This window comes from Paenibacillus sp. Y280 (assembly GCF_056786335.1).
Window position 1 is genome coordinate 1 of record NZ_JBXCIW010000010.1, and the last position, 14234, is coordinate 14234.

Here is a 14234-nt window from a genome sequence, read left to right on the forward strand (position 1 = left end):
GACAAGATCCGCTCGACTTGCATGTATTAGGCACGCCGCCAGCGTTCGTCCTGAGCCAGGATCAAACTCTCCAAATGGAAGTTTTCGCTTCGACGCGATGTCGAAGAGAAAGCTTCATGTGTTTGACTTGCTCATTACTTTTTATCGCTTTTTCTTACAATTCGTTAGAATCGCAAGGGCAGTTATTACTCGTTGTTCAGTTTTCAAAGAGCAATCTTTTCATTTGCGTCAACCGCTTATTTCGTATCGGCGACTTTTATAATATATCACATTCGCCCATCTCTTTGCAAGCACTTTTTTCGTTGTTCGACATTTTTTTTGAGATGTCGATTTCGCGTTTATGTGTCCTGTAAAAGCGGCGAGTACTAATATATCATCTGAACTTAATTCAAGTCAAGCTTATTCACCAGATTATTTAATAAATAAAAAAAGCGCTATTTTGCCCCCATTCATACAGGCAAAGCCAACGCTTTTTCTTCATATGACTCACATTATTAGCTTTTCGTGTTATTGATCATATAACGCAGCTCAAGAGCTCCTATATCTCCAAGCTCATGCATGACGGCAACCTCGCGTACATACTCACGCTTCACCAGCTTTTGAATAACTAGCGATAAATCGACATGCAAAACATTAATTGAAGAATGCGATTGCAGCTCGGCTATGCTCCAAGGCTCCTCGCGGCTTCCGAGAATATCGAACAATAACGCGCAGCTTGATTTCATTTTGCTCATCACGGAGAACTCGCATCCCAGCATAACTAGCTGCACTCTTTGCTCTAACGTTTCCGGGCTTACTGTAAGCTCCTCATAAAGCTTGTATATCCCCGGATGAACCCGTTTAAGCTGCTTCCACACCGTGAGCTCTGGATGACGTCCTTCTTCTATTAAAACAATATGAGCCCAATGATGCAGCGCGATAAGCACATGGCTGTATGCATCAAGCAAGTTGCCATCGAGCAAGTCCTGCTTTGCTTGTAAATACGTTCTTAAGAAGCCGGCAAACTCCGTAAATTGCTTTTGCTCCCGCATGGAATCAGGGAATTGAAGCAGATGTTCACGTACACCGCTTAAATAGCCGTCGCGATCCAACATGATCTCCCCCCGAACTAGCCACTCAATAATATTGCGATTTTCTCCGCCAGCCAACCATGCATTCAAGCCTTTGGCATCAATGGTACGAATCAATACACGCTTGCCGTTGATTTGGACATGCTCCGTCTCATTACGAGTATGAGCTTCCTCCTCTAAAACTACGAGCACTAACGAATCTAAGCCATCGATTAATGGATTATAAGGATATGGGTTTTCAATAACAGCTAAACCGATCAGATTAGGTTCATTACGATAGCTGCCTGCGAAGTGTGCTTTTATATGTTCCACTGGTTCCTCCATATAGCTAATCACATTTTATTAAGCTATAATAATAATCTACAGTGCTATTCTTTTTCGACATGTTGGAGGCACATTCCTGCTTACTAACTTAGAAACAGTCTCAAATTCATAAGTCATTAGTCATAGGAAGGGTTTGAATGCATGAACAAGTTCTTTTTTAAGTCCGCCAAAATCAATGAATTCCGTCTTTGGGGGCTCGTTTTCACCTTGGTAGGTATGGGCGTAATGATACTCGGAACCGCCGGCATCGTATTTTTGGGACAAGCCGGTAAGATTATCGCTGCTATCTTCATGGTAATCGGCATGATCTCACTGCTTATCAGCGTTGCCGTCTATTTCTGGGCTGGCATGATGTCGACAAGCGCCACGATGCTGCAATGTCCTGAATGCGGACGACCAACCAAGATGCTTGGGAAAACCGATCGCTGCATGTATTGCAAAACGATGCTGACACTCGACCCTGCTCAAGCAACGCACAGTCCGACTGAACAGCAAGTGTAATGTGCTAGTCGCATACGTCAGCCCCGCCTTATGGCGGCATTCAACATAAGAAAAGCCCTCATCCATGATCATTCATGCGAAGAGGGCTTTTTCTTATTTAATTAGATAAAAATGTATTATGGCTTTAAATGAATGGCATCGTCGATCGTTTTCCAGATGTTTGGTGTTTGGAACGCACGCTGCCACGTAGCGACACCTGCCAAATCGTACTTGCGCGCTAATGCGACCCGAGCCTTCATGGATACATCATCCTCAATCCAAATCCGTTTCAATGCTCCGTCTTCCTGATACTCCACATAATTTTGGCCAGCCGCTTGATCAAGCACCGGCTTTAGCTTCTTCGTACTAATAATTTCCTTTATTCGTTCCATGCCTACTGCTTTCGAGGAGACCGCTATTTTCCCGTCTTCCCCCTTCTTCTCCGTCCATATCCTTGTATAGAGCGGCATGCTGAGCATTAGCTTGCTGGCTGGAACGCCATCCTCCTGCATAATACGAACGAGTGAGCTCTCCGTCCATGGCAGGGATGCGACTGATCCGGATTTCGGGCTGGCAGCCCAATGCTCGTCATACGCCATTACCATCATATAATCGACGATACCGCCTAAGGCCGCGCGATCAAGAAACAACGACCACATCTCGCTATTCGATTTTGGAGTTACATCTACCGACACAACCAACCCTTGCTCATGCAAAAGCGGCGTTAGCTCACGAACAAACTGCACAAAGTTTGCTTTATCGGACGTATGCACATTTTCAAAATCAATATTGATCCCTTGCAAGTCATAAACCTCGGCAAAAGCGATCAACTGCTGGATCATCGAGAACCTTGTCTCAGCGCTTGCCAAAGCCTTAGTCGTACGATCTGGCTCAAAATCATTGCTGAACAACGCCCAAATTTGCATGCCTTGCTGGTGCGCCCATTTCACGTAAGCGGGATCGGCCTTCCCTTTAATTGTCCCTTTGTCATCAGCTAAAGCAAACCAGGTTGGGCTTACTACGTTAACGCCTGGCATTGGGCTAATTTTTGTAGTATCAATTTTCCGTTCATACACGGCTTCCCACGTCATATTGATTTTATTGCCAAGCACCTTCCAAGCAATGAATGGCGGTTCCTTCGCCGCTTGAGGCATTTGATCGATCGTCGTTAGCTTTACGTCTTTTTTGTTAATGAAGCCAGTCAGCCCATCGCTGCTTTGGACAAGAAGCCAGCCTGATTGCTCCTCCCAAATTCTAACCGGTTGTGCTTGAGACACCTTGTCTACATATGGAGCACGAATGGTCGGCTCGGTACGAATGGCAGCCCCCTTCCTCGGCATGACCTCCGCTAGTTGAACATTCTCCCCTGCTGATAGAAGTGTCACGATGCCTCTTTTCTGATCAAATTCCACTTGCAGACCGTAAAGTTCCTTCAAAGGCTCTGCTGGTATATAGACCGTTTCAATAGAGGTTTCTGCGGCTATCGTCAAATTGTAAGGCTTTTGGTTTATCGTTGCCGTTAAGGAATCCGTCTTAAGATGAAGCACTTTATTCGCTGTCGTCAAAATAATGGAGCCGGAATCCGGCTCATAGCGGATAGGCTTGTCCTCTCCAAGCACTTGCTGAAGGGCAGCGAGCGGAAGCTTCACTTCATTATTTTCAATAATGGCACCTTGCTCTGCCTCTATCCCGCGAATGATGATCGGATGCTCCGTTCGATAGACCGGATCAACCTTTTCATTATTCGGAACAAAATGAATATATCCATACCAGCAAAAAACGGCTGCCATCGCTGCAATAAATAAAAACATAAGTCCCCGAAATCCCCGGTTACCTCTTCGTCGGGGCGCTCGGTTGTACATCGTTTCCAAATGCTCACTCTCCTGTTCAAAACTTTTGTGTAATCGCTCATGATAATAAAAAACGTGCTGATTAGCGCGTTAACTCGCTTCCCGGCACGTTCTTATAGGCTTTATCGCCATTTATTTCGCTGATGTGGTATTGCATGTGGAGCAAACGCCGTATATTTCCATCCGGTGACCTTCAACTACGAAGCCCGTCACACGTGATGCTGCACGCTCTACTTCAAGCAGTGGCGGATAATCAAAGTCGACGATAGAACCGCAATTTTTGCAAATGGCATGGTAATGATCGGATAAATCTGAATCAAAACGGCTAGAGTCATCGCCATAAGTCAGCTCACGCACTAATCCAGCTTCTACAAATAAACGCAGATTGTTATATATGGTAGCTACGCTCATGCTCGGGTAAGAAGGAGAGAGCGCTTTATAAATTTCATCTGCAGTCGGGTGAGACATGGAGTCCATTAAGTAGCTTAATATGGCGTGACGTTGCGGGGTCATTCGGACACCATTCATCTTCAGTTGCTCCAGTGCTAAATTAACGCTGGCTCCCATTCCCCTCACGCCCTTCCTAAGTAGTTACAACTATTGTACGTTCTATTTTAAGAGTTTGTCAATGAAAGCGCCTTTTTAGGAAAGCCCAAACTGTTTGATCATTATGCTGTTCGTTGCATTTATTTGGATCCGGAAAGTGCCCTCACCTATTGTGCCTCTTATCGTTTTCTTGCTTACTTCTAGCGGCAGCTGGGACGTAATATTACCGAATGTTACCGATCCGAAAACCGTGAAATGACCATCCTGAGGCATCGCAAGCATCACTTCGCCAACAGAGCTATCCAAATCCCAGTCGCCGCCAACGGTTGCGCTTTTCAGCTCAATGCTGCCGTTTAGCGTATCCGCTTTGACTGAAGCGCCAGCGCCATTCATTTTAATTTTACCGTTTTTGGTTTCCGCTTCGATGTCTCCCTCGATCTGCTTGATTTCCAGGCTGCCATTAAGCGTATTGGCAAACAGCTTGCCTTGAATCGTCTCAGCTGCAATCGTGCCGTTCTTCGTTTCGATACTGCTGTCTCCCGTTATACCTCTGATATGGATATCGCCATTATTCCCTTTGACGGAAACCGAGCCATTAATGTTGCTGACCGTAACAATTCCGCTGCTGCTCCGAATGTCTAGACCTCCCGGCAGCGTCAATGCTTTCACTTCGACAGGGCCATTCCCAGATTCCACCTTCATCTTCAAAGCCGGCTGCTGCTCTTCCAAATCTTCAATATTTTGTGGTGTTTGCTCAAGCTCTTCGATGGGGATATTATCCGTATTGCCTGGAGGCTCGGTTGCTAATTGTAGACTCGTATCAAGAGCAATTCCAGAAGTAAGCGGTGTTTCAGAATTTGCTGCGTTAGTTGCATTAATAGGTTGTTCGGATTCCAAAGGTATCGGCGTTTCGGAAGGGATCTCCTCCACTTGGAGCTGGTCCGACAGGGACATCGGCACCGTAATAATCATATTCATTCTTGGCTTCATGCTTCCGTTAGCACCGTATGATTGTCCCTTTGCTTCAAGCGTCACCTCCGCGCCGGGATTAATTTTTACCGTCGATTGCTCCGCTATGGCATCTGCTTCCGTTTTATCCGTTAAATCGACCCATACCGCTGTCAATAGCTCGATTTCCTGTACGTCGCCCGAGCGAACCGTTACTTGTCCATTCGGATTTACGATTTGGATAAGGGAAGCAGCTTCATCCAGCGGCACTTTAATAATTGCTTTGTCATAGCGAAAGCCCTTTTCTTCTCCGTAATCCGCAGCGCCGTTCAAATCGACATTAAATTGATCCAGCCAGCGAAAAGGGATATCGGCATATTGGGTAACTACATATGCGGTCATCGTTATGACTAACGCGATCATCCCTCCCGCGACGTCAAGCCTTAGCTTCTTTTCCGTTCCCTTAAACTTTATGCTGAATGCTATTACTTCGAGGCCTAATAATATAAATATGACCGGCCACCATTGTCCAAGTAGCGAAATATCATTTCTTCCTCGTATTTGATCCCACAGAAGAAGCGCCCCGACAGTAAGGACAAGCACCGCTGCTGTAAAACGACCTAGCTTAAACATAGATACCGATCCTTTCCGTGAACGCAGCTGCAATGTGATCGCTGCAATGATGATAATGGGACCTACGGAAAACTCCGCAAGCTCATTCATCCAAGGCAAAATCGCTTGCGGAGGCTTTACTAAAACAAGCATGATTGCCCCGGCGGCCAAGATGATAAAGCCGAGCGTGCGATTTAGTGCAACTGGGCTATGATCTTCAGCTTCCGTGCTTTGCAAGGAATCGAAGACGCTAATAAAATAAAAAACGGGAAGCATGATGCCTAAATAAGCAATTAACAGCAAATGCCTGCCGCCATCTGAATCCGCTAGCCTGACGATCGCTGTCAGATCCAGCAAAAAGGCGGTAATCAACAGCAAGCCCTTCGGGTGCTGTCCCGTATACATATGCCCAGCACCTGGCAATGCGAACGCGAGCAATACGGTGAGCAGTCTGTTTTTTGTCCGTTTTATTCTGAGCTGACCCAACGTACACCCTCCAAATGCTTTATTTTATCAAGCAGCATAAGCAGTTTTTCCGATTTAGGCAGCGTAACGTAAACCTGAAGCATGATCTGCTCGCCTTCTCCATCATTCTCACACTCCTCCAAGAGCATTTTTCGAATGATAATTTTTTGATCGGTCAACAAACCATTTATATCGGGTAAGGCTTTCGATAGATTGTTAACCTTGATTTTGAGTAAATGCTCCTTTTCTGCGCTAATGTACCTTTTCTCCAATTTATTAAACGCCCATAGCGTGACTAGAACCATAATCGTCACCGTCGCTGATGCAAAGTAGAAGCCCGCTCCGACAGCTAATCCAATCGCAGATACGACCCATAAGGATGCGGCGGTCGTTAAGCCTGTAATCGATTTTCCGGTAAATAATATCGTACCAGCTCCAAGGAAGCCAATGCCGGTAATAACAGCCGCAGCAAGACGCGCGGGGTCAACACTTACGTTCGGCTCATCAATAAAAGAAGTAAATCCGTACATGGAGAGCAGCATGAGCAAGCATGAGCCTAAACAAACCAAAATATTAGTCCGAAGTCCTGCCGCATGATTCGACTGCTCACGCTCAAATCCGACAAGGCCGCCAAGCAGCAAGGCGAGAAGAAGCCTTAGTAAAATGTGCAATTCACTGATGTACCAGGGATTATCAAGTGTACTCATCATTGGTGATCCCGACCTTTCTTTACTAGCTATTGTAACATAATTGTATGCAGCAGCTAGAGCATACAGGCCATCTTACCAACATGACGGTCAAAAAGAAAACACGGCTCATCATAACGATGAACCGCGTTTTTGGACGAAGCTGCACTTATTTCAAGCGCTCAACTAGGAGCTTATTTACAAGCGCAGGATTTGCTTTCCCTTTGGATTCCTTCATGATTTGCCCAACGAGGAAGCCAATCGCTTTTTCTTTGCCTGCTCTATAATCTTCGACCGATTGCGGATTCGCTTCTACGATCTGATTCACGATCGCTTGAATCGCGCCTTCATCGCTAATTTGAACGAGCCCTTGCTCCTCAACGATTTGCTGAGGCAGCTTGCCCGATTCCAGCATCGCTTTGAATACAGTTTTGGCGATTTTTCCGTTGATCGTGCCTTTCTCAAGCAAGCCGATCATTTCGCCAAGACCTTGTCCGGTTATTTTTACATCGGAAATTTCCTGGCCGTTTGCATTTAAGTAGCCTAGGAGATCGCCCATGATCCAGTTTGAAACGGTTTTGGCATCCTTCGTATAAGCAAGGCTTTCCTCGAAGAAATCCGCAAGCTTTTTCGATGAAGTAATAACTTCAGCATCGTAAGAAGGCAGGCTGTAATCCGCCGTATATCTCGCTTTGCGGGCGTCCGGCAACTCTGGTATCGTAGCGCGAATGCTTTGCTTCCACTCTTCGCTAATATGAAGCGAAACGAGATCCGGGTCCGGGAAGTAGCGATAATCATGAGCTTCTTCCTTGCCGCGCATAGAGAACGATTTGCCAAGCGTATCGTCGAAGCGACGAGTCTCTTGGATAACTACTCCGCCGCCATCGAGAATTTCCGCTTGACGGAATTGCTCGTACTCAAGGCCGCGCTGAACGCCGCGGAAGGAGTTCATGTTTTTGAGCTCGGCACGCGTTCCGAACTCCTTCTGTCCGTAAGGACGAAGGCTTATGTTCGCATCGCAGCGCAGGCTTCCTTCTTCCATCTTCACGTCAGAAACATCGCAATACTGCATAATCGCTTTAATTTTCTCCAAGTAAGCCTTCGCTTCCTCAGGCGTGCGGATATCCGGCTCGGATACGATCTCGATTAGCGGCGTGCCGACACGGTTGAAATCGACAAGCGATGCATAGCCGCCGTCAACGTGAGTGAGCTTGCCTGCATCCTCTTCGAGATGAAGCCTTGTAATGCCGATTCGCTTCACTTCACCGTTCACTTCGATTTCGATCCAGCCATGCTCGCCAATCGGTTGATCGAACTGTGAAATTTGGTACGCCTTTGGCGAATCCGGGTAGAAGTAGTTTTTACGGTCAAACTTGCTGATGTCGGCAATCTGGCAGTTGAGCGCCATTGCCGCCTTCATTGCATATTCAACCGCTTGGCGGTTCAGTACCGGCAAGACGCCGGGATGTCCAAGACATACTGGACAGGTATGGGTGTTCGGCGGCGCGCCGAAAGCCGTAGAGCAGCCGCAAAAGATTTTACTATTCGTATGCAGCTCCACATGGACTTCCAGCCCGACAACCGTCTCGTATTTGTTCGGTTCAGACATTCGTATCGATCCCTTCGTAAACGTATATATGACCGCTTATAGCTGCGGACGTTGTTTATGATGCTCCGTGTGCTGCTCGAACGCATGAGCGGCGCGCAGCACCGTCGATTCGTCGAACGCCTTCCCGATAATTTGCAGGCCAATCGGCAAGCCGTCAGCTGTACCGCATGGCACGCTAATAGCAGGAACGCCTGCCAAGCTAACCGGAATGGTACAAATATCGTTTAAATACATCGTTAACGGATCGCCAACCTGCTCTCCGATGCGGAATGCTGGCGTCGGAGCCGTAGGTCCGATGATCAGATCATATTGGCTAAACACTTGGTCAAAATCTTGCTTGATCAGCGTCCGTACCTTTTGAGCCTTCAAGTAGTAAGCGTCGTAGTAGCCGGAGCTAAGCGCATACGTACCTAGCATGATACGGCGTTTCACTTCGGGGCCAAAGCCCTCGCTGCGAGATTTCTTGTACAAATCGATCAAATTGGCTGGATTGTCCGCACGAACGCCGTAGCGCACGCCGTCAAAGCGGGCTAGGTTCGATGAGGCTTCCGAGGAAGCGAGCAGGTAGTAAGTAGCAATCGCATAATCCGTATGCGGCAGCGAAACCTCTTCCCATGTCGCGCCAAGCGATTCATATACCGACAATGCTTTGAGCACCGCTTCTTTGACGCGTGGGTCAATACCCGCTCCGAGGTATTCCTTAGGCACGCCGATGCGTAGACCTTTAACATCGCTAGTCAGTGCTGACGTATAATCCGGAATCTCCACATTCGCAGAAGTAGAATCGCTTGCATCGTAGCCGGCAATGGCTTGCAGCACGTAAGCGGAGTCTTCTACATTTTTGGTAAGCGGGCCGATCTGGTCGAGCGATGATGCGAATGCGACTAGTCCAAAGCGTGAAACTAGGCCGTATGTCGGCTTCAAGCCCACGATTCCGCAATACGCTGCGGGCTGACGGATCGAGCCGCCCGTGTCGGAGCCAAGCGAGAAGTACACTTGACCCGCAGCAACAGAAGCCGCCGAGCCGCCGCTTGAGCCGCCTGGCACGTATTCCGTATTCCAAGGATTGCGTGTTGGATAGTAGCTTGAGTTCTCATTCGAGCCGCCCATAGCGAATTCATCCATATTCAGCTTGCCAATCGTGACCGATTGAGCCGCTTTGAGCTTGCGAACGACTGTAGCGTCATAAATCGGATTGTGATTGCTCAGGAATTGGCTCGCGCAGGTCGTAAGCAGCCCTTCCGTCACAATATTATCCTTCACACCCGCCGGCAAGCCAAACAGCAAACCGCGTTCGCCGCCCTCTTGCAATTGCTTGTCCAGCTCGGAAGCCTGCAAGCGCGCATTCTCTTCATTCAATGTAATAAAAGCCTGGATAGCAGGCTCGGTCTCTGCAATTCTCGCATATGATGCGCTAACCAGCTCAGAAACAGACAGTTCCTTATTGTTCAGCTTGTTATGTACATCCTGCAGGCGCAAATCAAACAGTGCCAACAGTAGTTCCTCCCTTCATATAAAACCCATTCGTATTATTCAAGTACCGCAGGTACTTTAAATTGTCCATCCTCTTCATCAGGTGCATTGAGCAGCACCTTCTCGATCGGCAGCGACGGGCGTTTCTCATCCGCACGCATAACGTTCGTAATTGGCAGCACATGGCTGGTCGGCTCGACATTTTCCGTGTCCAGTCCATCAAGCTTTTCCGCATATTTCAAAATAGCATTAAGCTGCTCCGTGAACTGATCCTTCTCCGAATCGGAAAGCTCTAAACGCGCCAGTCTGGCGACATGCTCTACATCCTTGGCCGTAATGCTCATCGGGTATTCTTCCTTTCCTATTCCTGTAATCATTCTTCCTATTATATCTCACAATTAGGGCGAACATCAATGTAAACGGCAAGTTCCTCTTTTCGCGAAAAAAAAGACCGTTCCTTATATCAGCAGGCTGACATACAGAACAGTCCAATTTGATTAATTGCTGCTTAAATCCAAGCTTTTAGATTAACCTGACGAATAAAGTCCGCTGGGCTAAGCGGTTCCTTGCCCGTATTATCCGGTTCCGGCTCGCTTTCATTCCCGCCATTCATAATGCGTTTAAACAATTCCTCATTATGAGTCGCAAGCGCAAAATCGATTAGCGCCTCCCGCTCGATACGGTCAACCTCATCCTGAATAAGCACCTCTTCTAGCTCCACGTCTTCATCTGGAATAAGAAAATTCCGATTGGCCGATGGGACTCTCAGCACATAATCAAATACATTATCCGCGTTGCGGTCGTAAGCTATTATATAACCATGCTCTCCGATGGGAAGGTTTTGTTCATATTGGTCAGCCACTATGACGACCTTTGTGCCTAATTGTAGCATCGTCCTCAACTCCTGTTTCTTCGCCGCTGATTCTTTCACTACTATCCTACTAAAAAATAATAGCGGTGTCCAATCGAAGAATGAGTTGATAGAGTTGCCATCCTTTTATTCGACAGCTGAGCTTCTGCGAAGCACCCATGCGGATAAGGCGATAGCGGCTGCAATACAGATGATGGTCAGTGTAATCACTAAGCCGAATCGACTAGTATTGGCTATCCCCGTGGTAACGGATGCAGAAGCAAAGCTGCTTAACGCGCCAGGACTCCACCCAAGCTGCTTCGGAAAAAGGCCCGTCAGCAGAGTAAATGTAACAGCGCCGCCAAGCGTAGAGAAGGCCGCAGCTGCAGGACCGCGGAGCAGCGTGCTGAAGAGAATCGTAATCGACACCAGGAAGGACAGCCATAAGCCAAAAATGAGAAGACTGCCAATCATTTTCGCAAAGGAAACCTCTTCAAATAACAATCCTGTATAGTACCAAGCAGCGAAATAACCGAGGATCAGAGCGCCCCAAGCAAGCAGAATCATTGCCGTCCATTTAGAGACGATAAAGGAAAGCACCGACACCGGCTTTACTAGAATGAGGGATGCTGTGCCGCTGCTGCGCTCACCCGACACCGTGCCCATACAAACGAGTACAAGAACAAGAACACCGATTGTTCCAAATTGCTGAAGCGTTTGCGCAAGCACCTCGGAGCCAAGCGGCGTCGGAATTTCGATAACCGTTCCTTCCGGCAGGCTGCCCGCTTTCTCCAATATGACGGGCATGAAATAAGTCGATACCGGCTGCATAATACCGAGCAATATGAAAACCAGCGGCACCCAAAGCAGCTTATAGCTGCGAATAAGCTCTAGCAGCTCCTTCTGTACCATGACGACAAAACGGGCAAAGCTTGATGTATAGGCAGGCTTTGCCGTACTTAGCTGTGCATTTCCCCATACGTTGGTACTCATGCTGTCACCACCTTCATAAATAAATCCTCTAGCGAAGTTTGACCGACTTCCAGCCTGCTCACCTTCACCTGATCCTTGGTCAGCTCCTCGAGCAAGCTTCGCCTCGCTGCATCTACATCGTTTACGGTGAAACGCGCTACCCTATTCTGCAGTTGGACAGACTGAAATAAGCTATGCTTATTTACAGCACCCGCAGAAGGAAGAATACGAGCCATATAAGAGGATAGCCATCGTTCAGCGTTCGCATCACGCTCTAGCTGAAGCTCAATGATCGGCTTGCGGTGCTCAATGCGAATAGATTCAATCGCTCCTTGCAGAGCCACTTGCCCGTTTCGAATAATAATGACATCATCGCATAGCTCCTCCGCATCATGCAGCACATGAGTAGAGAATAGCACCGTCGTTTCCTGCTTCAGCTCCCGCAGCAGCTCAAGCACCTCTCTGCGCCCAAGCGGATCAAGCGCCGAAACCGGCTCATCCATAACAAGCAGCCTAGGCTGATGAACAAGCGCTTGAGCAAGGCCAAGACGCTGCTTCATGCCTCCTGAATAGGAGCCGATCCGTCTCTTGGCTGCGCTGGAAATGCCGACTCGCTCCAAAAGCTCCTTCGCGCGTTTTTTGGCAGTTGCAGCGTTTAAGCCGCATAATCTTCCCGCATAAACAACGTATTCGTTTCCCGTCATCCAGGAATAGAAGGATGGGGCTTGAGGCAAGTAGCCTATTAGTGCCCGATGATTGACGCCTTGGGCAGAGCCCTGGAATTCGAGCTGTCCTGCAGTCGGCTTAAGCAAACCGGTAATCATCCGAATGGTCGTCGTTTTTCCTGCTCCGTTAGGTCCAAGCAGTGCAACGCAGTGGCCTTCGGTAATCGAAAAATCGATGCCCGCTACCGCTTTTATGTCACCGAATGTTTGGGTTAATCCCTTCACCTGAAGCAATGCGCCCATCAGTGGCTCCTCCTTCCTGCTATAAAGAAGGCAATCGGCCCAACAATATTCACAAATATAATAATCAGTGCCCACATCCACTTAGGCCCGTTTGTGCGCTCCGCCTTCGCGCATAACACCAATGCAATCACTACCAAAATCAATTGAATAACAATGATCGGAGCAATAATAGGCAATATCTGCGATAATTCAATTTGATCGTTAACCATCAAAATGACCTCCCTTTGTTAATCCAAAGAGTAACGCGGCTACTCCTTGATCTTATCGCCATTTCGACGGAACCAGCCGCTTCGCACAAAAATGAAATAAAAGATAAGCGGCATCGGCGTTTGGATTAAACCCCATATGCCCCAAAGCCAAGGCATGCTGTCCCTTTTGCGAGCGTCAATAAACAGCCAAGTCGATTGTGCAATCAGCACAAGGATGATCAGTATCCAAACCCAGATGGGTATTACCTTCAGCTCCTCCATGTCCGTACCTTCCTTCGACCATACGTCATGATGACAAACCCAACTCCCCCAGCAGCAACAAGGGCTTGAAGGACAGCAAACCAAACCAAATTTCGATCTAACATCCACATCATCACGCCAAAAATAAAACATGCCGTCAGCCAGAACAATAGGAGCTCCTTCCAAAGCTTCCCCTTCATCTCTTGCTTATGTCCCGCTACGAATGCCTCGAACTGCTGCAAATCGGGAAAATCGGGCGCATGAGTGGCGTCAAAACGGGTCACGGCTTCTTTAAATTGCTCGTCAAACCACTGCTGATCGCGATTAACCTCTTTAGGCTTCTTCATGCTCCGTTAGCTCCTTCCGCAGCTGCTTTAAACCATTATGCAGCCTTGATTTTACCGTTCCTACTGGAATGTCCAGCATCGACGAGATCTCCTCCTGCGCATAGCCGTAATAATACTTAAGCAGCACCGGAATTCGAATGTCGCTGCTCAGCTCCCCTAGCGCTTGAAGCGCCTCGGGCCATTCATCTCCCCGCTGCAACGTTTCGTAGCGAATAGCATGCAGCGACTTCTCCGACTGCAGCCAATGCTTCTCCAGCTCATTCCGACGAATGCGATCAACGACGAGTCTGGACGCGATTGTAATGAGCCATGTCGAAAATTTAGCTTTGCTTTGAAACGTTGTTATTTTCTCAACAGCCTTCATCATCGTCTCCTGCGTAACATCCTCCGCACGGGTTTTGTTCATCGTTACCTTTAGCACGTATTGATATAAAAAAGAATAATGCTGCTGCAGCAGCTCAGAGAGCGCTCGCGTATCGCCCCGTACCGCTTGATTAATCAGCTTCGTCTCGTCTTGCACGAGCGCGCAACCTCCTTTAATGCATTCGATATAGCTTAGACGGCTAGCAATCACATTTCGTTCAC

16 protein-coding genes and 1 rRNA gene are annotated in these 14234 nt (G+C 47.9%); 1 reads left to right on the forward strand and 16 read right to left on the reverse strand.

Translation table 11 applies throughout. The annotated features are described in order from the left end of the window. A 16S ribosomal RNA gene (locus AC1TPC_RS14460) occupies window positions 1-77 on the reverse strand; the annotation flags it as partial. A 417-nt stretch (window positions 78-494) separates the two neighbouring features. Further along, complete coding sequence (locus tag AC1TPC_RS14465; protein ID WP_482067536.1) at window positions 495-1382, reverse strand: nucleotidyltransferase-like protein; 888 nt, start codon at window positions 1380-1382, stop codon at window positions 495-497. Between the two features lie 153 nt (window positions 1383-1535). Between AC1TPC_RS14465 and AC1TPC_RS14470 the strand changes: the two genes are divergently transcribed. Continuing rightward, entirely contained in the window at window positions 1536-1895 is a 360-nt protein-coding gene (locus AC1TPC_RS14470; RefSeq protein WP_482067537.1) for a YgzB family protein, read from the forward strand. A 116-nt stretch (window positions 1896-2011) separates the two neighbouring features. Here AC1TPC_RS14470 and AC1TPC_RS14475 read toward each other — a convergent pair whose 3' ends face one another. From AC1TPC_RS14475 to sigY, 14 genes are all read right to left on the reverse strand, one after another. Continuing rightward, the gene (locus AC1TPC_RS14475; RefSeq protein ID WP_482067538.1) at window positions 2012-3685 is read right to left on the reverse strand and encodes a glycosyl hydrolase family 18 protein; all 1674 of its coding nucleotides are present in this window, start codon (window positions 3683-3685) and stop codon (window positions 2012-2014) included. A 171-nt stretch (window positions 3686-3856) separates the two neighbouring features. Further along, window positions 3857-4291 (reverse strand): peroxide-responsive transcriptional repressor PerR, encoded by a 435-nt coding sequence (gene perR / locus AC1TPC_RS14480; protein ID WP_482067539.1) that lies wholly within the window; start codon window positions 4289-4291, stop codon window positions 3857-3859. Between the two features lie 75 nt (window positions 4292-4366). Continuing rightward, the gene (locus AC1TPC_RS14485) at window positions 4367-6316 is read right to left on the reverse strand and encodes a DUF4097 family beta strand repeat-containing protein (RefSeq protein WP_482067540.1); all 1950 of its coding nucleotides are present in this window, start codon (window positions 6314-6316) and stop codon (window positions 4367-4369) included. Further along, a complete protein-coding gene (locus tag AC1TPC_RS14490) occupies window positions 6298-7005 on the reverse strand; it encodes an MgtC/SapB family protein (protein WP_482067541.1) in 708 nt (235 codons plus the stop codon). Before AC1TPC_RS14490 ends, AC1TPC_RS14485 begins: the two co-directional genes overlap by 19 nt. 145 nt (window positions 7006-7150) lie before the next feature. Further along, window positions 7151-8590: an Asp-tRNA(Asn)/Glu-tRNA(Gln) amidotransferase subunit GatB gene (gene gatB / locus AC1TPC_RS14495; RefSeq protein ID WP_482067542.1), complete on the reverse strand. Its 1440-nt coding sequence runs from the start codon at window positions 8588-8590 to the stop codon at window positions 7151-7153. A 36-nt stretch (window positions 8591-8626) separates the two neighbouring features. Next, a complete protein-coding gene (gene gatA / locus AC1TPC_RS14500; RefSeq protein ID WP_482067543.1) occupies window positions 8627-10084 on the reverse strand; it encodes an Asp-tRNA(Asn)/Glu-tRNA(Gln) amidotransferase subunit GatA in 1458 nt (485 codons plus the stop codon). Between the two features lie 35 nt (window positions 10085-10119). Further along, complete coding sequence (gene gatC, locus AC1TPC_RS14505; protein ID WP_482067701.1) at window positions 10120-10407, reverse strand: Asp-tRNA(Asn)/Glu-tRNA(Gln) amidotransferase subunit GatC; 288 nt, start codon at window positions 10405-10407, stop codon at window positions 10120-10122. A 164-nt stretch (window positions 10408-10571) separates the two neighbouring features. Beyond that, complete coding sequence (locus tag AC1TPC_RS14510) at window positions 10572-10955, reverse strand: ATPase (RefSeq protein ID WP_482067544.1); 384 nt, start codon at window positions 10953-10955, stop codon at window positions 10572-10574. A 105-nt stretch (window positions 10956-11060) separates the two neighbouring features. Continuing rightward, window positions 11061-11906, reverse strand: coding sequence for an ABC transporter permease (locus AC1TPC_RS14515; RefSeq protein WP_482067545.1), 846 nt, complete (start codon window positions 11904-11906; stop codon window positions 11061-11063). Next, window positions 11903-12853 carry an ABC transporter ATP-binding protein gene (locus AC1TPC_RS14520; protein ID WP_482067546.1) on the reverse strand — a complete coding sequence of 317 codons (951 nt, stop codon included), beginning with the start codon at window positions 12851-12853 and terminating at the stop codon, window positions 11903-11905. The genes AC1TPC_RS14515 and AC1TPC_RS14520 overlap by 4 nt, the downstream gene beginning before the upstream one ends. Further along, complete coding sequence (locus AC1TPC_RS14525) at window positions 12853-13062, reverse strand: PLD nuclease N-terminal domain-containing protein (protein ID WP_482067547.1); 210 nt, start codon at window positions 13060-13062, stop codon at window positions 12853-12855. Before AC1TPC_RS14525 ends, AC1TPC_RS14520 begins: the two co-directional genes overlap by 1 nt. A 39-nt stretch (window positions 13063-13101) precedes the next feature. After that, a complete protein-coding gene (locus tag AC1TPC_RS14530) occupies window positions 13102-13323 on the reverse strand; it encodes a sigmaY antisigma factor component (RefSeq protein ID WP_482067548.1) in 222 nt (73 codons plus the stop codon). Beyond that, a complete protein-coding gene (locus AC1TPC_RS14535) occupies window positions 13311-13649 on the reverse strand; it encodes a YxlC family protein (RefSeq protein ID WP_482067549.1) in 339 nt (112 codons plus the stop codon). Before AC1TPC_RS14535 ends, AC1TPC_RS14530 begins: the two co-directional genes overlap by 13 nt. Beyond that, on the reverse strand, window positions 13636-14169 hold the full coding sequence (gene sigY / locus AC1TPC_RS14540) for an RNA polymerase sigma factor SigY (protein WP_482067550.1): 534 nt from the start codon (window positions 14167-14169) through the stop codon (window positions 13636-13638). The genes AC1TPC_RS14535 and sigY overlap by 14 nt, the downstream gene beginning before the upstream one ends. Between the last annotated feature and the right edge of the window lie 65 nt (window positions 14170-14234).